Below are 19,375 nucleotides of genomic sequence, written 5' to 3'. Positions count from 1 at the left end.
ATCTTTAATTCAAATAACAACTCTATAGTAATCTAATCTTTCAGGGTTTAACTTTTGAACAAATTCAATTTTATCTTCTCGATTGATTCTATTCTGAATCACTTCACGTAATTGCAATCCTGTTAAATAATCATATTTTCTTTTTTTAGTTTCTTCTCTAAACTTTTTTCGCATGGAAGGACCTGCACCATGTCCCCAATATCCTGCCTTGATGGCCAATGGTTCTAGAAAAATGGTGTTTTGTTTTCCATAATTTTCATCATTAATTTTATTTGGAATGGAATATCCTTCAAGAGGTCCTCCTTTTGCAAATCCAATTATTTCTCCAGATTCCGTTCCTAATCGCAGTGTAATTAGAATCGTTTCGGGGTCTTCTAATGATTCAAAGAACGAGACCTTTTTGAATTGTAAAGGATCTGGCAACTCATCAAATATATCAAACAATGTTTCTGCAAATTCACGATCACAAACTTGTTCCTCTATAACTGATATTAATTGCAACGCTCCTTTTGAAATTGATTTTTTTATTTCTAATTCTTTTTCTCGCAACTTGACAAAACTTGAATAGTTTTCTTGAAATCTCTGTTGCATTGATTTTGGTAATGATTTCATAACTTTATCACTCATTTCGTTTTCTTCATTTAACAATGTCTCAAAATAGGTTATACTGCGTTGGACGATATACTCTGGATCCCATCCTAGAGAATGTGAATTTTTTTTTGCCAATTCCATTGCATCTAAAAAATCACCTAAAGCATATGCTCCGATTCTATCTGCAACTGATAACAACCATCCTAAATTGGAATAATGATTTTGTTTTTGTATTTCCATTGTGTATTTTGATTTTTTATAATATTGAGCAATCATGGGTTCTACTTCTTTTTGTTTTATATTCCAAGGATGAGAAGTACGTAGAATTAATGCTGCAACAAGATTAACATCAACATCTATTTTGTTCAGTAAGCTTTGGAGTTTAAAATCAGTTGTTACAAATTTTGATGCTATTACTTCTTTAGGTTTGTCTTCTATTTTGTTAGGATCATAATCATGAAATAATGCTGCAACAAATAGATGCTTAAAATCTTCTTGTGAAATTATTTTTTTAAATTCTTCTCCACGCGATGCTAATAATACATTGTGAATCACAACTAGATTGTGACTTAGATTATGATATCCGTAATAATTGTTGTTTAGATTTTGTTTGTTAAAGTCATCTAAGCAATAATTCATTATTTCTAAAAATACTGAATCTTCTAAATTTTCCTTTTTTAATAAATCAATTATTATATCTTGAAGTTCTGAAATGGATGGGATTTTGGTACTGGACAATACTTGATGTACTCTATTTTCCTATATAGGCATAGACTGGATAGATGTGTCCTGTGATTTTATTTGTATAATTCCATTCGTTTGTGTCCCATTGCATTTTTTTAAAATATTCTTGTATGGGTGGAGATAATTTTGTATACACATCCCCTCCAATCAATATCTGATCAGCATGAGCACGTCCTTGAATTTTTGCAGCGATATTCATTGATTGTCCCAAGAGATCAATATGTGATTCTTTTTCGTTATTACCATAACGAATTATTGTATTTTCCCCAAAATCCATACCAATTTTTATTTTTAAATCAGGATAATCGTATTGTTTTAAAATTGGATTTATACCCATTTCAAGTACTTTGATCATTGATTCTGCACAACTCACAGCACTATCTTGATCATTTTCACTAAAATAACCAATAACTGCATCACTAACAAATTTTAGAATATATCCCCCATGACGCTGAATCACATAGGCCATCTCTTGAGCAAAAGAACTAACTATTGCAGTTAGCTGTTTTTGGGGAAGATCTAAAATCATTTGTGTTGAACCCACAAGATCAACATACATTACAATCATGGGAATACGTGAAAATACGTTCTCTCTTAGATAATTATCTGAATTGTTAGTTACATCAGAGTATTGGAAATCCTGATGCAATGCGCCGTATACTCTTTTTTGAACTTCTTTAATGTGCTCATCAAAATCTACAATTTGAGAATTTTTTTCTTCAGAGATGATATCTAGAATATTTTTATTTTGAGAAAGAATGTTTTCTATGCCTTGCTTTGCTATTTCTTTATTAGAATTATCTTTCATAGTATGCTGTGAACCTACATCCTTTTAAGATGTTTGAACTATGTGGAGTTTTTTTATTTTTTAATTTTATTTGATGATTCATTTAGTTTAGACAAAGTCTTTGCATATGATTCCATCATGGTATGGATGAAACTGTCAAATGATTTTACTGCAGAAACTCTATTTTTAAAATATTCATCCCAATATTTTGTGTTCATATCTATTAAATTCAAATAATTTTTCTTTATTGCTTCTGAATTTACTTTGATTTGCTTCAATATTTTGGGATCAATGTTTAGTTTATCGAAAAACTCTTTTTCAGAAATATAGCAGGTTCCAAACATGTCATCAAACAAGTGAAGATATTCCGTGTATAGATTTGAATTATTCTGAAATATTGATGGCGCTTGTGCCTCTAATTTTTTAATTATTTCTGATGTGTCTGTTTTTAATACATCACATAGTGATATCATTTCATCTTCTTTGTTTTCATTATTTTGAAGAGACTCGTCTGCCATGGTGTAGTTACACTGGTATGAGATTTAACTTATTTCCCAAATTTTTAGGTATAACCTATGTATAACATTAGGTATTGTATCTGAGTGTTTTTTGGATACTGGATGCTAAATTTGCGTCAAATGTTATGCATGAAGTTTAATTGTTTTTAGATATAATTCGGATTGGTTTATCTTATGTATAATTTATAATTTAATAGAAATGTCATTTGAGGCAATTTTATTTATTGCAGTACTAATTATTGCATCCAAACTGGGGGGTGAACTCCTTCATAGACTTGGCCAACCTACCATTCTTGGAAATGTTATTGCAGGAATAATTGTAGGTCCTGCGGTTTTAGCTATTGTACAACCAATTGAAGCAATAGAATTATTCGTCTCAATTGGAGTGTTCTTTTTGTTTTTCCTAATTGGACTTGAAGAAATTGATGTTGCTGGATTGTTCAAGGTGATGAAAGGAAAAATATTTGCAGGTGCAGCCGTAGCATTTTTGATTCCGTTTTTAATTGCAGGTATTTTCGGTCTTGCAATTGATTTTAATTTTATTCAATCATTTGCTATAGCCAGTGTTATTGCAGCATCAAGTTTGGGGGTTACAGCCAAAGTACTAAGTGATCTTGGAAAATTAAAATCAACTATAGGTCTTGAAATTTTTACAGTTACTGCTATTGTAGAATTTATTGCAATTATTTTTGTCAGTGTGTTTATTCAGATAGATGCAAGTTCTGATTCTCCTCAAATTTCTGAAATGTTGTGGCTATTTGCAAAAATGATTGTTTTCTTTGGCGCTGCTGCACTCCTCTCAGTATACGGATTGCCTCAATTTTTCAGGTTCATCAAAAATCATCTTCGTGTCAAAGAAGCGTATTTTGGTGTAGTGATAGGAATGATTCTTCTTGTTGCATATTTGGCTGAAATTAGTGGTGTTCATGGTGCAATAGGTGCACTTCTCTTGGGAATTGCAGTATCTAGGTTGGCACGAGCTGAATATATTGAAATTTCTAAAAATATCAATGCAATAGGATATGGCGTATTCATACCCATCTTCTTTGCAGGAATTGGATTGCATTTCAGTTTAGCCTTTTTGGATTTAGAGTGGTGGATTATTGCGGTGTTTATTGTGATTATGACGGGTGTCAAGTTTTTGAGTTCTTACATTGCAGTAAGAATTGCCAATATGAGGCCTGCTGCAACTGTCGCCTATGGTGTAATGTCAAAAGGTGCAGTGGACTTGGCATTGATGTTATCTTTGCTTCAAGCAGACATTATGGATAACAAACTATTCTCATTGTTGGTTCTTGGCACTCTTATCACTATGATAATATCTAGTGTTGAACTTCAACGCAAACTAAAGAAAATTACTCCGTTTAAGGTTGGAGATACAGAACTTGGACTAGTTCCAATTTTCTTTAGAAGGGTAGTTTCTGATACTCCTGCAATTGCAGTAATTAATACATCATATTCTAAAACAACTTCTGAAATTATGATTGAAGAATTTTGTGAAAAAAATACTGTAACAAAAAATCCTTTTCTTGTTTTTGATAAAGACGACAAATTAGTAGGTCTTGTATCAAAACGAGAGATAGATAAATCTCAGAAAAATACCCGTGATCTTACCACAATTGGTGATATAATGTATACAAAATTTCATACTACCTTGCCTGATCATTATCTTTTTACTGTAATTCAAAAGATGAATTCTCACCCATTTGATATGATACCTGTAATGGATCCTGAAAACCCTGGCAAAGTATTAGGTATAGTTACATCTGAAGCAATAATGAATTTGTTAAATGAAATAGAAAAAACTTAAAATTTATTTTTGAAAGTGTTTCAAAACATATTTGTTAATTGAATGGTGTGTGCCTGACAATGGTCAAAATAGTGTTCTAATCTATTGACTTTCTTGATATGCTCTAAAACAAAGTATGAATTCTACGTCTCTATTAAATACAAAATCATCTAATTCATTCTATGACAATAATGTTTATCCCAATAAGACCATCAAGAAGAAATGCTGAGGAATTAGAAGATTAATTTTAAATTTTATCTAGGTGGTTCTTTTTTGATTCTGTAGATGTTTTTCTTTGATAGTACAATTATTTCATCATCTTGAGATGCTCCTTCATAGTCGACAAAAATTTTCCCAAAATCCTCATCAATGTCTTTTATTTGTGAAATTATAAATTTTAATTTCAGCACTTGATCAGTGTATAGTGGTTTGAGAAATCGTGTGTTTCTATTTTCCCATTCTGCATCGCCATCAGTACCTAGAAAAATTATATCATTTCCATAAATTTGATTCAATCTTGTAAATTCCCCCTCCATTCTTGATAGGATGGCTCTACCTGAAACTAGTTTCTGTCCACCTTTTCTTTTATCTTCCAAGAATGCATTTCTAACTCTGGAGAATTTTAGATATTCTTCTAGTTCTTTCTCTGAAATACTACATGTGGAATGAAATGTATCGCCTACTCTAAACTCTGAGAATTTTTTCATTCCTATCTTGATTCATCAACACAAAATACAATCTCTGCAGATGTTAATGCACTTTCTGTTACTAGGAAATTAAATGCATCTGCAATTTTTTGATTGTCTGGCTCTGAACCTGTTACTGTTCCTGGGAAAATTGTGAACATTCTGATTTTAGAATTTAGAACTTCACTTAATTCTTGGTTGACAGTAGTTGTAAATGGTCTTAATGCTCCTCTGAACACTTCTACTTGGGCTCTTTGAGTACCTGTAACTTTTCTACCTGTTGGTAAATCTGGACCAATGATCATGATTGCACCTTTGGCATCTTTGTATAGTCGTGGGTCTTTACTTCCGCCTGGAACAAATTGTTCTAGTGCTCTTTGTGCAACTGTTGCTGGGGTGGTAATGAATTTCTCAGTTAATGCTTCCCATACAGACCTTGACACCTCGGTTAATTTTGGTATGTTTGGAAGTCTTCCAGTTATGTGAATTACACCTAAAATCTCGCCGATATTGGTCTTTGCGGTGTTTAGCCATTTTGCAACTTCTTCTGGATTTTTAATATCTACAACATGTGAATGGAATTTACTGCTGATGTATTCTTGTAATTCTTTTGATGTTGATTGTGATATGAAACAAGCAACTTTTCCACCGTTTTTTTCAACATGTTGTGCCAAAAACTCTACTCTCTCAGCATCTGCCTTGTCAGTTGCATCAATTGTGAATACGACTGCCTTTCCTGTAAAGTCTGGTTGGTGAACACCTGGTGTTGAAGTTCCAATGTGTGGTTTAACTGGATAAAATACTCTGTCTCCTGGAATTACTTTGCCGTTGATTATTTTTGCAATTTCATCATCACATAGATTCAGAACAGTTTCTGCAACTTGTCCTTGTGATAGGAATTCTTTGTTTGCAATCATATGTGATGTATTGTTTTGAACCTTTTCTGCAATAGTTTGAATTTTGTTTAATAAATTGGTAAATGTCTCTGTAAGTTTTGAAACATCTTTTCCATTTGCAAGTTTTGTTGCAGTTGCTGCAATTCCATTTTTAATTACATTTTCATCTTCCCCTAACAATTCAAGTAGTTCTTTGTTTGCTTCATCTACTTCTGTTGGAGACAAGTCTTCAAATCCACTAACTCTCATAAATTCAGCAGCTGCTTTTGGATATACTGTCTTGTAAATTCTATCTGAATGAACTGGTCCCGGGTTTGTTGCAATGGATATGATTCCTTTATCTACTAATTCCCATGACATTAATTCTGCTAATCTATTTTTTGCCCCCTGCGCTGCAGTATATGGACTTCTAAATCTGTAAGGTCTTTGCTCTAATGGTTTTTCTTCTGTGAAAAATGTGGATATAGTGATTATCTTTCCTCCTTCTTTCATTACTTTTAATGCCTGAACAGAGCCCCAAAATGTTCCGGTTAGGTGAATCCCGATTGTACTTTTAAATTCATCAAGTGATGCATTTGCAAAACAAGTGACAGGACCTGAAACTCCTGCGTTGTTAATTACGTAATCTATTGTTGAGTTTTCATTTTTTAGTGTATCAAACATGTTGTTCATTGCTGTTTCATCGGCAACATCTACTCCTGAAAAAATTCTAACTGAAGCATTTGTGCCTTGGGGGATTTTCCCTTCGAGTTCTTTTGCTGCTTCTTCTAATGGCTCTTTTCTTCTTCCAAGAATTATAACACTAGCTCCTTCTTCAATGAATTTTGTAGCAATGGCTTTGCCTATTCCAGTACCACTTCCTGTAATTAGGGCAATTTTATTTTGAAATTTAAGCATAGATAAACTGACAGAACTTTTGTGATATTTATTTTGATTGATCCCTATTTTTGATATTTTCTTGATATCTTTATTTGTGGGTATGATTCATGATTTTTAATGCATGATACAGAGTCAGACACATTTGTCTACCAATCATGGCCTGAAAAATTTTCTGGAATGCTAAAAGAGATCGGCATAGATTCTGAATCTAAAGAAATTGGAACTGATGAAATTGAAAAAGATGATTACTATAGTAGATATTTTGCTCAAACACCAAGAATGGTAACTAATAGAGGATGTATTGATGTTAAGAATTCAAACATTGACGCAATACAGATAATTCAAAAGGGATAATCATGCAAGATCCAAATCCACTCCCATGGGGCGCATTAGATAGATTTCAAGCTCAATTCATTGTAAGAAAATCTGCAGGTACTGGCTTTGCCAATTATGTTGCAAAAACTAAACTAACTACAAAGGGCCATTTTGCATCAAAAACTGTAGTCAAAGTAGAATGGACTGGTTCTGGAAGCTTGGCATCCAAACTAAATAGTGATTCTGAATTAAATGAAATGATAGCAAAACAGTCTGTTAAAGATGCTACAATCTATGTAGAGCCAACTGACGTGGCAGTGAGAATTAGAGGTAAATGGGATAATCATATTGCTTTTGGAATTACAAAAGAACTTTTTGAAATTTATGATAGAATAGCTGGTCACATAAAATCAGTCTAGGCTTTCCACCAATCTAGCGCCAAAAAGTCTACCTTATCTTTGCCCTTTGGAATTGCTAAAATGAATTGCTTTCTAACTGTAGTTGCTAGTCTTCCTGCTAGAACAATACCTGTGGATGTGATTGATTCACTTCTTGTATATACTTGAATTAAAAACGGTGCATGATCAATACCTGGACCTTTTTCATATACTGCAAAGTCGCATCCAAATTTTATTCCTGGATTGATGATGTATCCTTTATCTCTAAAGTTTTTGTATACTAGATATTTTTTATCAAATTCAAAAACTTCTTCCTTGCAAATCTCAATTAACTGATCTGGTGTAATTTTTTGTTTAGATTTTGTAATTGTAATTTTTTTATTTTCTAACAAGTAGAGGCCTTCAATCAAATCTAAAATTAACGGTGCATCTATTTCTTCAATTACTGGTTTTGGGATTCCAATTGGTTTTCCATAATATCCTTGGCTGAAAAGTTTCTTTGAATCTTCAATATCCCATACTATGATTCGGTTTTCAATTAATTCACTTTTCATAAATTTTTAGACTCTTATCTGTATATGAATTCTATAGTAAAATGTATGATTCTCCAAATTAAAAATAAAGTAAAAGTGTAGAATTTTGTTTGATTATAGGCTCAGTGCTAACAATATGAAAGAATCTGAAACTCTTTGACATTTATCAGACATTTCTTCTATTCCTTCAATAACATCTTTGATTAACAACAATTCTTTTGTATCTGTAACTGCTGTTAGGAGTTTTATTGTTGCTTGTCTGTATTTTATGTCAATTTCTCTTTCAATTGTTTGTGTTTCTTGTGCCAATTCAATAGCATTTGCAGTGTTTGTGTTAAGACTACGAATGATTTCATTTAGTTTGTAAACTTCGTCTACAACTAGTTCAATCAGTTTTGTAATATCTGTATCCAGTTTTGCACTTTTTAGAGTTGTAATTTTTACATTTGATAGTTTGAATGAAATGCCTGTGATGTAACCTGCAATTTCGTCCATTGTATATGCTGTATTCAAAAGATTTTCTCTATTCATGATTAATCCTCCGACATCAGCTACTTCGCGTGTAATTTTTCTTCTCAAGTTTTCAACTTCTTCTTCAATTGTTGAAATTTGTTCTAATGTGTTTTTTATTCCTGCTTTGTCTTTTTTCATCATTAGTTCAGGAAGTGTTGCAAGTTCTCTGGATGCATTTAGAATTCTATTGATTTCGTCTTGTAAAACTGCTATAGCCTTTCTTTTTGCTTGAACTTCAAGCTCTCCGCTATACATAACATAAATGAAAAATCCTCGAGGTAATTTAAATCCTCTATGATTTTAGAACTTTTTTGAGCACAAATTACATCAAATTTTTATCATGAGCTATTTTTTTCTGCCCTTTGTACAGTGTTATGACTTCTTCATTAGTTGATGCATCTTCAACAGCTTTTTCCACTCTAATTTTACCAGTAAATTTTGGAAATCTCAAAGCTAATCCGGCATCTTTTCTAATTGCATTCATTGCTGCTTTGTGAATTGGACTGAGAGTAATTTCAGATGCCACTACTTCAATTACTAATTCTGGCTCAAACCATACGTCTGCCTCCATTTCACTAATGATACGTGGATTTTTTTTAATTGAAACTTTGGGATGTAATATTTGGAATAATTGATCCAGTGAATCATCAGAAAAACCTGTTCCAACTTTACAGATACTGGGAAATGTATCTTCATCTTCATCATACGTTGCTAAAAGTAATGTTCCATAATTCCCAGTCCTTCTTCCTTTACCGAAATATCCTCCAATCACTACCAAGTCTAAACTGTCTCCTAATTCGTTTCTGTATTCTCGTTTTAGTTTTAACCAGTGACTTCCTCTAGAACCTGCTTGATATGGTTTATCTAACATTTTTAGCATCAATCCTTCACTTCCTGCATTGATACTGTTTTCCATAAAGTCTTCAATCTCATTTTCGTTTTTTACTATACTCATGGGGATGTATTTTGCAAATTCATCTTCTTTCACATGTTTTTCAAGTGTTTCTCTTCTTTCTTTGTAACTTAATTCAATGCAATTTTTTCCATTACAATACAACACATCAAAAAAGTTTACACTAATTGGGTATTCTGTAACTGCTTTTTCTATTTTGTATTTTCTTCTTCTGTGCATTAATTCTTGAAAAGGTAAAAACTCTCCAGTGTTTTCATTTATTGCCACGGCCTCTGCTTCTAAAATAATATTATCTGCTTGAATGTTTTTGGGAATTTTTTCTATTATGTCTGGATAATAACTCTCAATGTTTTCTAAACTTCTAGAAAATAACATTACTTTGTCTCCTTCTATGTGTAGTTGCACTCTTTCTCCATCTAGTTTGTATTCTGCTGCAAACTCGTTTCCCATCTTCTCGATGGCTTCAGCTTCACTTTTCACTCTATCAGCTAACATTGGTCTAATGGGGTTGAACAAAACAATTTCAAATTTTTCAATTCCTTCTAGACCTTTTGTTGCAATTGTTTCTGCAACTTTTCCTAAATCACTAGACACATTGTATGCATATTGTAGTTTTTTTCTATTCTCTTTTTCCCCTGTAAATGCAACAGCTAAAGCATCCATTACTGTATTTTCAGCAATCCCTAGTCTTAGAGTTCCTAACAATATTTTTAAAATGAAACTAGCTTCTAGTGGTGTTGCATCATTTAGTAAACTTGAAATGTATTTCATCTTCATGTCTTGAGATCTAGACCCGCCAAGTTTTGCAATTTTGAATAGTGTTTCGTAGACTCTTTCAACTGTAATGTCCTCAACAAGAAATGTGGTTTGAGTTTTTTGCTCTAATATTATTGAAGATGCATGTCCTAGGTCTCCGCTTTTCCTGTATTCTTCTTCAATCTTTTTTATTGGAATTCCTGCTGATTTTGAAATTGCTCTGATTGCAAGTTTTTCTGCAACTCCTAATTCAATTCCTTCAAAGTCTGGTCTTAACTTTCCTTGAATTAGATACACTATTTTTGAAATTACATCATGAGGTGTTTTTTCAAATAATTCCACTAAGAATTGTGTTAATTCTAATCTTTTTCTAGTTGATTCCATTTTGTTAAAAGATTCAGATAAAATTGAAAACTCCATTTCACTTCTCTGTGTAATCTTGAATAAAAGTCTGAATTAGATGTATCTGAAGATTGTTGGTTTAGTAGACTTTGGAAGATCTGAAACTAGTGCAAAGTTGTAAAATGGATATGCTTCTTTGTATTGTTTCATAAAGCTCCATGCAACATCATGTGTTTTGAAATTTGTTCGTATTCCGTCAATCTTGCTTTTTTTACCATACACATCAAATGGTACGATAGAATATTCTTTTGGACGATTGTGGGGTTTTGCTTTAAAGAGCCAAGCAAGTGCGAAAATAAACACTGATCCTAACACCACATATTCTCCGGCAATTTTGAAAAATGCTAAAATGATTCCAGGAATCGTCTGTCCAAATAATACTGCTACAAAACTTGAAAAAGATATGACTGCTACTGCTGTGAAAATATACGTTTTCCAATCAAACACCTTTTGAAAAGCATTCATGACCTAATACTATTGGGACTTTTTTTGATTTAACTATTTCCTATGATTAGTATGATCTACAATTACTAATCTGGATCTTCGTAATTTTCTTTCTTTTCACCAGATGATGTTTCTTTCATTGGTTTCATCTTGGTTTCTAGAATATCCATTCTTGCTCTATATCCTTCTGCATATTCTAGTTCTGATGGTACTAATGTTGCTGGATGAATGAACCCTTGACTTCTAATTGCCATTGCTTTCTTTGTTGCAATTTCTCTAATGTAATCCCAATCAGGTGTTGAGAATCCATCAAATGGTCCTACTAGTTTTCCATTGTGCATGCTAAACACTAGTGATTCAACAATTGGAATGCAAAAGTTGATTGATGCTGCCGAGTTTAATTTCACTGGCATTAATGGCATGTTGTGACTACCTCTTGTGTTGCCTGCAACATAGTGTGGATTGTTAAACATACTTCCTACTTCTTCTGTTGCTGGAAAATTCTTTTGAGTTCTTACTAACATGATTGGATCATCTTTTCCAACATATGTTCCTGCAATGTTGTGTAGTCTGTCAGTTGATGCATCAAGGATTGGCTCTCCATCTCTTGTGTAAACTGAATCTACGACATATCTTCCTGGATACATTAGTGCTGCTTCAATAGTTGGTTTGTCTTCCCATAATTGTAATGATGCAATTTGTGCTTTCTCTACATCCATGATGTTCATTACAACACCTGATGCCAAACTTTTGTTTACAATTAATGCTGTGTTGCTTAATGTATCTACAAACATTCTATAAATTGGATAGTTGAATGCACCTGGTTCTGTTTTATCTGCTGCAAAAACAGTGAATGCTTCGTTAGGTCTTTCTTCAAATTCTAATTCAGCAACACCTGGACCCATTCCTTTTACGTTTCCTGAAAAAGAATCTTTTAACAGATCTTGACCTGCACCATACAATCCTTCATCTTTTGCTACTTGAGTACCTGCCATGAATGCATCCCATGCTAATTTGTGGACTTTTTCATTATCGACACCATGTGTATGGGTCATAACGATGTGGGTATCGTCTCCACAATATCCTATGTAATGATCAATAAGTAAATCCCCTGAATTTTCAACGGTGTTTCTAATTGCTTTGATTAGGCCGTCACTAGGTTTTGTATGTCCGCCAATTCCACCGACATCTGCTTTGATAACTGAAACTGTAATTTTCATAAATTTGTTTTTTGTACCTTTGATTTATGTGCTTTTAGACAAGTCTCCTGATCTGTAATTAATTGAAGATTCTTTATTTTTTTTTCAAAAATCCATAACGCTAATAAATGCCATCGGTGAGGCATTTCATATGGCAGATAAACCCCACTTGAACCTGATTGTTACAGGACATATTGATAATGGAAAATCAACTACTATGGGTCATTTTTTGATGGATCTTGGAGTTGTAGATGAAAGAACTATTGCAGCTCACGGAGCCGAATCCGAAAAGACCGGAAAAGGTGATACTTTCAAGTATGCATGGGTTATGGATAACATTAAAGACGAAAGAGAGAGAGGTATTACAATCGATCTAGCTTTCCAAAAGTTTGAGTCACCAAAGTACTTCTTTACTTTGATCGACGCTCCTGGTCACAGGGACTTTATTAAAAACATGATTACTGGTGCTTCTGAAGCAGATGCAGCAATCTTAGTACTTTCTGCAAAAGAAGGTGAAACTGATACTGCAATTGCAGCAGGTGGACAAGCAAGAGAACACGCATTCTTGCTCAAAACACTTGGTGTAAGCCAAATCATTATTGCAATCAACAAAATGGATGCCGTAGAATACAAAGAAGATGCATTCAATGCAGCCAAAGAGAAAGGTGAAAAATTAGCCAAATCTGTTGGTTACAAATTAGAAAATGTACCTTGCATTCCAGTTTCTGGATGGAAGGGAGATAACTTAGTCAAAAGATCTGAGAACATGGCTTGGTACAAAGGTAAAACTTTGTTAGAAGCATTTGATGACTTTACTGTTACTGAAAAACCAGTAGGTAAACCACTACGTGTTCCAATTCAAGACGTTTACTCTATTACTGGTGTAGGTACTGTGCCTGTAGGTAGAGTAGAAACTGGTATCATGAAAGCAGGACAAAAAATTATTGTAATGCCTTCTGGTGCCCTTGGTGAAATCAAATCAATTGAAACTCACCACACTGAAATGCCATCTGCAGAAGCAGGTGATAACATTGGTTTCAACCTTAGAGGTATTGAAAAGAAAGATATCAAGAGAGGAGATGTCCTTGGTACTCCTGACGCACCACCAAATGTAGCAAAAGAATTCAAAGCCCAAATTATTGTAATTCACCATCCAACAGCAATTGCTCCTGGTTACACACCAGTAATGCACGCACACACTACACAAGTTGCAGCAACAATTACTGAGTTCCTCCAAAAGATCAACCCAGCAACTGGTGCAGTTGAAGAAGAAAATCCAAAGTTCCTTAAAGTTGGAGATTCTGCAATTGTAAAAATCAGACCGGTGAGACCAACATGTATTGAAACATTCCAAGAATTCCCTGAAATGGGTAGATTCGCTCTTAGAGATATGGGTGCAACTATCGCAGCAGGAATTGTAAAGGAAATTACCGAAGAGTACAAACCATAGGCGTATTTTATGACACAAACCGCCCGTGTTAAACTCACTTCAACCAGTCTACCGAAATTAGATGGTGTATGTGGCGAGATCATGGGTATTGGTAAAAAAACTGGTGTTAAAGTTAAAGGTCCAACTCCACTTCCTGTAAAAAGACTACATGTTGCAACAAGAAAATCTCCATGTGGTAGTGGAACAGAAACTTATGAAAAATGGGAAATGAAAATGCATAGAAGAATTATCAATATCAACGCCGATGATAAAGCAATTAGACAGTTAATGAGACTTAAAATTCCTGATGATGTCTACATTGAATTATCTCTGACATAATCTGGTATCCTTAAATTATAGAAATTTTGATGATAAATATGGTTGAAGAAGAAATAGAAGAAGTAGAAGAAACACCTGTTGAGACTTTTGATGTTAGATATTCTTGTTTAAGATGTGGTACTAGTGTTTTGAATTCTGAATTATCTAGATTACCTGAAATCAAATGTATTTGTGGTTTCAGAGTATTTACTAAAGATAGACCTCCAGTAGTTAAAACAGTAAAAGCAATTTAGTTATCTGTCTTTTTTGTAACTATGTTCTCTTTGTAAATGAGTTCTCATATCCTCCATGTTTGAAAAATACTTGTTACATTCTTTACAATCATATTTCAAATCTTTTCCGTGAACAATTTGTATGTGGTTCATCACTTCTTCTTCTTTAGAAAATTTCTTATCGCAAATTTCACATTTAATTTTTTTAAAGAATCTCACTTTTATCCAAACTCTGCTTTCTTTTCATCCCAACAATTTCTACAAAGCTGACCTTCTATCTTCCAATTTCCCTTTGGATTATACCTAATGAGTCCCATTTTTCCTCCACATAGAGAACAAAAATTCTTTTTCTTTCCGTGGTCATCTTCTTTTTGATCAAAGCACTTTTTGCATAGCAGTCCTTCCATGTCCCATTGCCATCTGGGTTCCCACAAATCCGTAATTTTTTGTGTCATTCCACATACAACACATGGTTGTCTTACTTTACCTTCATAGTATTCTTTTGATTTATCAAAATGACAATCTCCGCATAGTGGGCCTTTTACATTCCATTCTCTTTTTGGTTTATGTTTATGAGTGAGTTCTTTATTACAAACACTGCAAAATGATGGTTTTTTGCTAAATAATCCCATTGATCCTTCATGATATGATATATTCTATAAATGTAAACAAAATAAAAATAACAAAAAATGTTATTCGCTTAAGATTTTTTCAAGAGCTTGACTTGCATTTAGCATGCCGTTTCTCTTGGCAAATTCTTCGATCATTTTATACTGTTTTTCAGTAAAACATACTGGCATTGAACGATTTTCCATAAATATAGTCAGTATTTTTACCTAATATCTTTTTCTCTTGGAAAGATATTTCAAACCAATTTTACAATATTGTATGTGGTAAGAAAACGACAAATTTTGGTAATTGGAAATAATACAAATGGCTGTACTCCAAAACATGAAAAAATTGCTTATGATATTGGTTCTGAAATTGCAAAATCTGATTCTGTTTTAATTAATGGTGGTCTAGGTGGAGTGATGGAGGCTGCATCTCATGGTGCACATGATGCAAATGGTTTGACAGTTGGAATTATTCCGCAAGATGATGCTTCATTTGCTAATGAATTCTGTGATGTAGTAATTCCTACGGGAATGGGTCTTACTCGTGACTATCTCAATGCTCTAAGTGCTGATGGTGTCATTATTGTTGGTGGTGGATCTGGAACATTATCTGAAGCTTGTGCATCTTACATGTACAAAAAACCTATGGTTGCAATTAAAAATCTTGGAAGTTCAGTTGATCCGTATATTGATGGGTATATTGATCATAGAAAAAATATCAAAATAATTGGTGTTGATACTGCACAAGAAGCAGTAAAGAAAATTTTAGAATTAATCACTGCATAGAAATTAAAAGAGGATCTGGTCTGTAAAATTCACCATGTTCGTCTGCAAGTTTGTTTAATTCATCTACGATTTTTTTAATTCCAATTTCTTTTGCAGTTTCAAACAATGGTTTTTTGAGACCTAGTCCTAACTGTGCTGCTTTCTCAATCTCTTCAATATCACTTGCGCCATTTGAGACAAGCCATGCGGCATTGTTTAAAATATTTGCAACAAGTTGAATTGGATTACATTTCTCGGCCAACTCTTCTGAAAGTGCAACACGTTCGTATTTATCATCTGAATATTTGTAATAACCTTCTCCTGATTTTTGTCCAAGTTTTTTCTCATCAAACATTTTTTCTACAAGTGGGTGTGGATTGATCACTTTTTTGTCACGTAAATGCATCTCTACGGTAGCTTTGTGAATTACATCCATTCCTGTAAAATCTGCTAATTCAAATATTCCCATTGGAAATCCGAGTTTGAATTTTACTGCTGAATCAATCTCTTCAAGTGTTGCACCTGTTCTATCTTTTACAAAACATGCTTCATGAACCATTGGGATGAATAATCTATTAATTATGAATCCTGGAACATCTTTTCTACACAATACGGCTACTTTGTTAACTGATTTGACATATTCTTGAGTTAAATCTGTGATTGCTTGTGATGTTTTCTCTCCTGGGATTATCTCTACTAATTTCATTAGTTGTGGGGGATTGAAAAAATGAATTCCTATGAATTTTTCAGGTCTTGATGTTGTATTTGCAATTTCTGTAATTGGTAGTGTACTAGTGTTTGATGCAAAAACTACTTCGGGTCCTGCAACTTTATCTAGTTCGGCATAAACTGATTTTTTTAACTCCATAATTTCAGGAACAACTTCAATTACGAGTTCTGCATTTTTCACAGCATCACTCAAATCTACAATTGGTGTAATTCTTGAAAATATTGCATCCCCTTCTTCTTTGGATATTTTTTCTTTTGATACTAGTTTGTCTAAACTCCATTTTATTTTCTCCATTGCTTTATCTAAAAATTCTTGTTTGATATCTCGTAAAACTACATTATATCCTGCAGTTGCTGAAACCTGCGCAATCCCGTGCCCCATAACTCCCGAACCTAAAACTGTGATATTTTTTACTGTCACAATTTATCAAAAATCGAGTATCCTTTATAATGTATTTCAAAATTTTATCATTTAATGGGCTTGTTCAAACGTAAGAAAGAAGATGAGACAAAAACCAAATGTGATGTTTGTGGAACAGAGTTACATGATCCTGAACGATTGAAAAGACATATGAAAAAAGCACATGGTAATATACCTGCTAAAAAATTAGATCCTAATGCAGGTGACGGTGGAACTTGGTAAATGGAACTCAGTTCAAGTCAGAAAACTAGCATTGTATTTGTAGGTGCTTTTCTTACTGCTGGAATTGTACTTTCTACATTGGTTTTCCCGTTTTGGAATTTAATTCGTGAAGATGTTTTTGAAGAAGTGACTATCTTGAATAATGATAATGGGGTTTGTTATGTTGAAACTGCTGACACCATTCCTAAAATTATTGATAATTGTACAATGAAACCGGGTGATGTTACAACTATAAAATTCGGAGAAGGTCTTGCGTGGGCAAAAATTGTAGAGCCCTAATAGATGATTTAATATTTTAAAACAATTGAAAACTAGCATGGATTGTATTTTTTGTAAGATTGTATCTGGTGAAATAAAATCTAAATTTCTAAAAGAAACAAAGCATTCTATTTCGTTCTTAGATGCATTTCCTCTTGCAACGGGTCATGTTTTGATCATTCCAAAAAATCATCATCAAAAAATTCAAGATATGAGTATTGACGAAAACACTGACCTCTTCACACTTGTCCATCAAATGGTTTCAAATGTAGATGAACTTACAGGATCAACTTTGGTTGCTATTCATAATGGAAAAGATGCTGGTCAAGAAATTCCTCATGTTCATGTTCATCTAGTTCCTAGAAGTGATGATGACTCTGCAGGTCCAATTCATAGCATGTTTAGTTCCAAAGTAAATGTATCTGAATCTGAAATGGATGAACTGTATGATAAACTGAAAATCTAATAAGGATACAATCGTTCTTTAGTTTCTGTATTCTCTATGCTAATTGCTTTAGTCGGGCAAGTTTCTGCGGCATTCATTATTTTGTTTACACCTGCACCTTTTTGATTTATTACTGATGATTTAGGATTTGATCTGCTTTCTTTGTTGATTGAAAATACATCTGGTGCAATCATCTCACAACTACAACATCCTATACACAAACTTTCGTCCACATTAACAAAAAGATTCGGTTGTTTTTTTGGTTCTTGAGCTTTTTCAAATTCACCATTTCTTCCATCTGCACGTACTCGAGCATTGTAATCTTCCCAGAACTTTCGTTCGTACTCTTTCCAAAAATCCGGATCTCCTTCTTCAAATTCACGAGTGTATTTACCCCAGTCTTGTTCTGGTATACTTCCATCATCTGGGGCTCCCCATTGAGGTTTTCTTTTAAAATCACTTTTTGGTTTGTTTTGGGTCGTATCTTGATAATTGGAGTTGATTCTTTGATTGTGATTGTTCTTTAGATGATTGTATGCTTCAGTAATTTTTTCAAATTCACCGTTTTTAGATTTTCCATTGTTCTTATCTGGATGCAATTCTAATGCCATTTTTCTATATGCTGCTTTGATCTCAGTTTGTGATGAACTAGAATCTACATTCAATACTCTGAGCGCTTGAAATGTATTCACTAAAAATAGAGAATTGTCATATGTTAAAAATAATTACCTGTCATTTACACGTGAGATTTTGTTTATTCTAATAAAATTTCGTCATCTGCCTTCCATGCAGGTTCAACAATACATAAAAATTTCAAATCACTTGTTCCTACATTTTCAATAAATTGTTTGGAATTTGGTGGAACATAAACTGAATCATTTTTTTCTAGATTGTATATTTCATCATTTACGTGTAAAACCCCTGAGCCTTCTAAAATATAGAATATTTCTGTTGAACTCATTTTATGAAGTTTTGACTTTTTACCTGATTCTAATGTGAACTGGGCTAAACTATAGTTGATTCCATTTAGTGTATTGTGTGGATGAAAATATTGTTTTATTTTAGTCCCTTCATTGCCTTGAATTGATTCAATCTCAGAATTTTTACGCAATGACATTTCATTTAGATGATCTTTGAAACTTTTGTTTTAAAATCTGATTCATACCATTCTGTTTTGTAAATTGCATTTTTCTTTGGGAGAATATTGATGGCAATATGTGAAAATTCTTTTTTCTTGTCAACTGAACCGTGAGTGTGAAGTGTTTTTGCTGGAATATGCACCATGTCTCCTTCATTGAGGCTAATTCTTTCAATTTTTTTTATTTTAAAGTTATTTTTACTTGTGCCAAATTTTTTAAAAATTTCTAAACTTCCTTTCCCTTTTACTCCTACCAAAATTTGATTACCATTATGTTGATGTAGTTTTGTTCTAGAACCTTTCTCAAAATGAACATGGTAGATGTCTTGATCTTTTGCTTTAATTTTTTCTGAAAGAACTTTCATCCATGTTTTACCTGTAAACCAGTCTGGATTTACATTCCTTTTATCGCCTGATCCGGCAATGTTTGTTTTTTTCAT

Annotated in this window: 26 protein-coding genes; 10 read left to right on the top strand and 16 right to left on the bottom strand. The window is 33.2% G+C overall.

Features of this window, described 5'->3' with window-relative positions; all coding sequences use genetic code 11:
* Window positions 1–9 precede the first annotated feature (9 nt).
* From ACW9W4_RS09835 to ACW9W4_RS09825, 3 genes are read right to left on the bottom strand one after another with little or no spacing between them, the layout of a single operon-like run.
* Complete coding sequence (locus ACW9W4_RS09835) at window positions 10–1,329, bottom strand: hypothetical protein (protein ID WP_457762276.1); 1,320 nt, start codon at window positions 1,327–1,329, stop codon at window positions 10–12.
* Between the two features lie 13 nt (window positions 1,330–1,342).
* A complete protein-coding gene (locus tag ACW9W4_RS09830; protein WP_457762275.1) occupies window positions 1,343–2,143 on the bottom strand; it encodes an adenylate/guanylate cyclase domain-containing protein in 801 nt (266 codons plus the stop codon).
* Window positions 2,144–2,196: 53 nt separating this feature from the next.
* Window positions 2,197–2,640: a hypothetical protein gene (locus ACW9W4_RS09825; protein WP_457762274.1), complete on the bottom strand. Its 444-nt coding sequence runs from the start codon at window positions 2,638–2,640 to the stop codon at window positions 2,197–2,199.
* A 199-nt stretch (window positions 2,641–2,839) separates the two neighbouring features.
* Here ACW9W4_RS09825 and ACW9W4_RS09820 point away from each other — a divergent pair, with 199 nt between their 5' ends.
* Window positions 2,840–4,450 (top strand): cation:proton antiporter domain-containing protein, encoded by a 1,611-nt coding sequence (locus tag ACW9W4_RS09820; protein WP_457762273.1) that lies wholly within the window; start codon window positions 2,840–2,842, stop codon window positions 4,448–4,450.
* Between the two features lie 233 nt (window positions 4,451–4,683).
* Here ACW9W4_RS09820 and ACW9W4_RS09815 read toward each other — a convergent pair whose 3' ends face one another.
* Window positions 4,684–5,136, bottom strand: coding sequence for a hypothetical protein (locus tag ACW9W4_RS09815; RefSeq protein WP_457762272.1), 453 nt, complete (start codon window positions 5,134–5,136; stop codon window positions 4,684–4,686).
* Window positions 5,137–5,138: 2 nt separating this feature from the next.
* The gene (locus tag ACW9W4_RS09810) at window positions 5,139–6,908 is read right to left on the bottom strand and encodes an SDR family NAD(P)-dependent oxidoreductase (RefSeq protein ID WP_457762271.1); all 1,770 of its coding nucleotides are present in this window, start codon (window positions 6,906–6,908) and stop codon (window positions 5,139–5,141) included.
* A 99-nt stretch (window positions 6,909–7,007) separates the two neighbouring features.
* On the opposite strand from ACW9W4_RS09810, the gene ACW9W4_RS09805 reads away from it, so the two are divergent.
* Window positions 7,008–7,244 (top strand): hypothetical protein, encoded by a 237-nt coding sequence (locus ACW9W4_RS09805; RefSeq protein WP_457762270.1) that lies wholly within the window; start codon window positions 7,008–7,010, stop codon window positions 7,242–7,244.
* 2 nt (window positions 7,245–7,246) lie between these two features.
* Window positions 7,247–7,624: a hypothetical protein gene (locus ACW9W4_RS09800; RefSeq protein ID WP_457762269.1), complete on the top strand. Its 378-nt coding sequence runs from the start codon at window positions 7,247–7,249 to the stop codon at window positions 7,622–7,624.
* Here the strand turns inward: ACW9W4_RS09800 and endA are convergent.
* From endA to ACW9W4_RS09775, 5 genes are all read right to left on the bottom strand, one after another.
* A complete protein-coding gene (endA, locus tag ACW9W4_RS09795; RefSeq protein WP_457762268.1) occupies window positions 7,621–8,157 on the bottom strand; it encodes a tRNA-intron lyase in 537 nt (178 codons plus the stop codon). The two genes, ACW9W4_RS09800 and endA, sit on opposite strands and share 4 nt — an antisense overlap.
* Before the next feature lie 93 nt (window positions 8,158–8,250).
* Window positions 8,251–8,904: a DUF47 domain-containing protein gene (locus ACW9W4_RS09790; protein WP_179363363.1), complete on the bottom strand. Its 654-nt coding sequence runs from the start codon at window positions 8,902–8,904 to the stop codon at window positions 8,251–8,253.
* A 67-nt stretch (window positions 8,905–8,971) separates the two neighbouring features.
* Window positions 8,972–10,738 carry an ATP-dependent DNA ligase gene (locus ACW9W4_RS09785; protein ID WP_457762267.1) on the bottom strand — a complete coding sequence of 589 codons (1,767 nt, stop codon included), beginning with the start codon at window positions 10,736–10,738 and terminating at the stop codon, window positions 8,972–8,974.
* 36 nt (window positions 10,739–10,774) lie between these two features.
* Window positions 10,775–11,185 carry a hypothetical protein gene (locus tag ACW9W4_RS09780; RefSeq protein ID WP_457762266.1) on the bottom strand — a complete coding sequence of 137 codons (411 nt, stop codon included), beginning with the start codon at window positions 11,183–11,185 and terminating at the stop codon, window positions 10,775–10,777.
* 65 nt (window positions 11,186–11,250) lie between these two features.
* Window positions 11,251–12,384, bottom strand: coding sequence for a fructose 1,6-bisphosphatase (locus ACW9W4_RS09775; RefSeq protein ID WP_457762265.1), 1,134 nt, complete (start codon window positions 12,382–12,384; stop codon window positions 11,251–11,253).
* A 130-nt stretch (window positions 12,385–12,514) separates the two neighbouring features.
* Here ACW9W4_RS09775 and tuf point away from each other — a divergent pair, with 130 nt between their 5' ends.
* From tuf to ACW9W4_RS09760, 3 genes are read left to right on the top strand one after another with little or no spacing between them, the layout of a single operon-like run.
* Window positions 12,515–13,813 carry a translation elongation factor EF-1 subunit alpha gene (gene tuf / locus ACW9W4_RS09770; RefSeq protein WP_457762264.1) on the top strand — a complete coding sequence of 433 codons (1,299 nt, stop codon included), beginning with the start codon at window positions 12,515–12,517 and terminating at the stop codon, window positions 13,811–13,813.
* A 9-nt stretch (window positions 13,814–13,822) separates the two neighbouring features.
* Complete coding sequence (gene rpsJ, locus ACW9W4_RS09765; protein WP_008299200.1) at window positions 13,823–14,131, top strand: 30S ribosomal protein S10; 309 nt, start codon at window positions 13,823–13,825, stop codon at window positions 14,129–14,131.
* A 29-nt stretch (window positions 14,132–14,160) separates the two neighbouring features.
* Entirely contained in the window at window positions 14,161–14,364 is a 204-nt protein-coding gene (locus ACW9W4_RS09760; RefSeq protein WP_457762263.1) for an RNA polymerase Rbp10, read from the top strand.
* Here the strand turns inward: ACW9W4_RS09760 and ACW9W4_RS09755 are convergent, their stop codons facing one another.
* A complete protein-coding gene (locus ACW9W4_RS09755; RefSeq protein WP_457762262.1) occupies window positions 14,365–14,562 on the bottom strand; it encodes a C2H2-type zinc finger protein in 198 nt (65 codons plus the stop codon).
* Window positions 14,563–14,564: 2 nt separating this feature from the next.
* The gene (locus ACW9W4_RS09750; protein ID WP_457762261.1) at window positions 14,565–14,975 is read right to left on the bottom strand and encodes a hypothetical protein; all 411 of its coding nucleotides are present in this window, start codon (window positions 14,973–14,975) and stop codon (window positions 14,565–14,567) included.
* A gap of 258 nt (window positions 14,976–15,233) precedes the next feature.
* On the opposite strand from ACW9W4_RS09750, the gene ACW9W4_RS09745 reads away from it, so the two are divergent.
* Window positions 15,234–15,743 (top strand): TIGR00725 family protein, encoded by a 510-nt coding sequence (locus tag ACW9W4_RS09745; RefSeq protein ID WP_457762260.1) that lies wholly within the window; start codon window positions 15,234–15,236, stop codon window positions 15,741–15,743.
* On the opposite strand, the gene ACW9W4_RS09740 is transcribed toward ACW9W4_RS09745, so the two are convergent.
* Window positions 15,733–16,872 (bottom strand): 3-hydroxyacyl-CoA dehydrogenase NAD-binding domain-containing protein, encoded by a 1,140-nt coding sequence (locus ACW9W4_RS09740; protein ID WP_457762259.1) that lies wholly within the window; start codon window positions 16,870–16,872, stop codon window positions 15,733–15,735. The genes ACW9W4_RS09745 and ACW9W4_RS09740 overlap by 11 nt on opposite strands.
* A gap of 54 nt (window positions 16,873–16,926) precedes the next feature.
* Here ACW9W4_RS09740 and ACW9W4_RS09735 point away from each other — a divergent pair, with 54 nt between their 5' ends.
* From ACW9W4_RS09735 to ACW9W4_RS09725, 3 genes are read left to right on the top strand one after another with little or no spacing between them, the layout of a single operon-like run.
* Window positions 16,927–17,094 (top strand): hypothetical protein, encoded by a 168-nt coding sequence (locus tag ACW9W4_RS09735; RefSeq protein ID WP_457762258.1) that lies wholly within the window; start codon window positions 16,927–16,929, stop codon window positions 17,092–17,094.
* On the top strand, window positions 17,095–17,373 hold the full coding sequence (locus ACW9W4_RS09730; protein WP_457762257.1) for a hypothetical protein: 279 nt from the start codon (window positions 17,095–17,097) through the stop codon (window positions 17,371–17,373).
* Between the two features lie 37 nt (window positions 17,374–17,410).
* Window positions 17,411–17,818: an HIT family protein gene (locus ACW9W4_RS09725; protein ID WP_457762256.1), complete on the top strand. Its 408-nt coding sequence runs from the start codon at window positions 17,411–17,413 to the stop codon at window positions 17,816–17,818.
* Here ACW9W4_RS09725 and ACW9W4_RS09720 read toward each other — a convergent pair.
* From ACW9W4_RS09720 to ACW9W4_RS09710, 3 genes are all read right to left on the bottom strand, one after another.
* Window positions 17,815–18,489 carry a DnaJ domain-containing protein gene (locus ACW9W4_RS09720; protein WP_457762255.1) on the bottom strand — a complete coding sequence of 225 codons (675 nt, stop codon included), beginning with the start codon at window positions 18,487–18,489 and terminating at the stop codon, window positions 17,815–17,817. The genes ACW9W4_RS09725 and ACW9W4_RS09720 overlap by 4 nt on opposite strands.
* A 62-nt stretch (window positions 18,490–18,551) precedes the next feature.
* Complete coding sequence (locus tag ACW9W4_RS09715) at window positions 18,552–18,914, bottom strand: cupin domain-containing protein (RefSeq protein WP_457762254.1); 363 nt, start codon at window positions 18,912–18,914, stop codon at window positions 18,552–18,554.
* Between the two features lie 5 nt (window positions 18,915–18,919).
* Window positions 18,920–19,375 carry a cupin domain-containing protein gene (locus ACW9W4_RS09710; protein WP_457762253.1) on the bottom strand — a complete coding sequence of 152 codons (456 nt, stop codon included), beginning with the start codon at window positions 19,373–19,375 and terminating at the stop codon, window positions 18,920–18,922.

The organism is Candidatus Nitrosopumilus sp. bin_7KS, assembly GCF_054095835.1.
This window is presented reverse-complemented; position numbering and strand designations above follow the sequence as displayed.

Excerpts from the sequence above, each read along its gene's own strand:
- ACW9W4_RS09830 (WP_457762275.1), bottom strand. The coding sequence starts at position 2,143 with ATGAAAGATAATTCTAATAAAGAAATAGCAAAGCAAGGCATAGAAAAC.
- ACW9W4_RS09825 (WP_457762274.1), bottom strand. The coding sequence starts at position 2,640 with ATGGCAGACGAGTCTCTTCAAAATAATGAAAACAAAGAAGATGAAATG.
- ACW9W4_RS09820 (WP_457762273.1), top strand. The coding sequence starts at position 2,840 with ATGTCATTTGAGGCAATTTTATTTATTGCAGTACTAATTATTGCATCC.
- ACW9W4_RS09815 (WP_457762272.1), bottom strand. The coding sequence starts at position 5,136 with ATGAAAAAATTCTCAGAGTTTAGAGTAGGCGATACATTTCATTCCACA.
- ACW9W4_RS09810 (WP_457762271.1), bottom strand. The coding sequence starts at position 6,908 with ATGCTTAAATTTCAAAATAAAATTGCCCTAATTACAGGAAGTGGTACT.
- ACW9W4_RS09805 (WP_457762270.1), top strand. The coding sequence starts at position 7,008 with ATGCATGATACAGAGTCAGACACATTTGTCTACCAATCATGGCCTGAA.
- ACW9W4_RS09800 (WP_457762269.1), top strand. The coding sequence starts at position 7,247 with ATGCAAGATCCAAATCCACTCCCATGGGGCGCATTAGATAGATTTCAA.
- endA (WP_457762268.1), bottom strand. The coding sequence starts at position 8,157 with ATGAAAAGTGAATTAATTGAAAACCGAATCATAGTATGGGATATTGAA.
- ACW9W4_RS09790 (WP_179363363.1), bottom strand. The coding sequence starts at position 8,904 with ATGTATAGCGGAGAGCTTGAAGTTCAAGCAAAAAGAAAGGCTATAGCA.
- ACW9W4_RS09785 (WP_457762267.1), bottom strand. The coding sequence starts at position 10,738 with ATGGAGTTTTCAATTTTATCTGAATCTTTTAACAAAATGGAATCAACT.
- ACW9W4_RS09780 (WP_457762266.1), bottom strand. The coding sequence starts at position 11,185 with ATGAATGCTTTTCAAAAGGTGTTTGATTGGAAAACGTATATTTTCACA.
- ACW9W4_RS09775 (WP_457762265.1), bottom strand. The coding sequence starts at position 12,384 with ATGAAAATTACAGTTTCAGTTATCAAAGCAGATGTCGGTGGAATTGGC.
- tuf (WP_457762264.1), top strand. The coding sequence starts at position 12,515 with ATGGCAGATAAACCCCACTTGAACCTGATTGTTACAGGACATATTGAT.
- rpsJ (WP_008299200.1), top strand. The coding sequence starts at position 13,823 with ATGACACAAACCGCCCGTGTTAAACTCACTTCAACCAGTCTACCGAAA.
- ACW9W4_RS09760 (WP_457762263.1), top strand. The coding sequence starts at position 14,161 with ATGATAAATATGGTTGAAGAAGAAATAGAAGAAGTAGAAGAAACACCT.
- ACW9W4_RS09750 (WP_457762261.1), bottom strand. The coding sequence starts at position 14,975 with ATGGGATTATTTAGCAAAAAACCATCATTTTGCAGTGTTTGTAATAAA.
- ACW9W4_RS09735 (WP_457762258.1), top strand. The coding sequence starts at position 16,927 with ATGGGCTTGTTCAAACGTAAGAAAGAAGATGAGACAAAAACCAAATGT.
- ACW9W4_RS09730 (WP_457762257.1), top strand. The coding sequence starts at position 17,095 with ATGGAACTCAGTTCAAGTCAGAAAACTAGCATTGTATTTGTAGGTGCT.
- ACW9W4_RS09725 (WP_457762256.1), top strand. The coding sequence starts at position 17,411 with ATGGATTGTATTTTTTGTAAGATTGTATCTGGTGAAATAAAATCTAAA.
- ACW9W4_RS09715 (WP_457762254.1), bottom strand. The coding sequence starts at position 18,914 with ATGTCATTGCGTAAAAATTCTGAGATTGAATCAATTCAAGGCAATGAA.
- ACW9W4_RS09710 (WP_457762253.1), bottom strand. The coding sequence starts at position 19,375 with ATGAAAAAAACAAACATTGCCGGATCAGGCGATAAAAGGAATGTAAAT.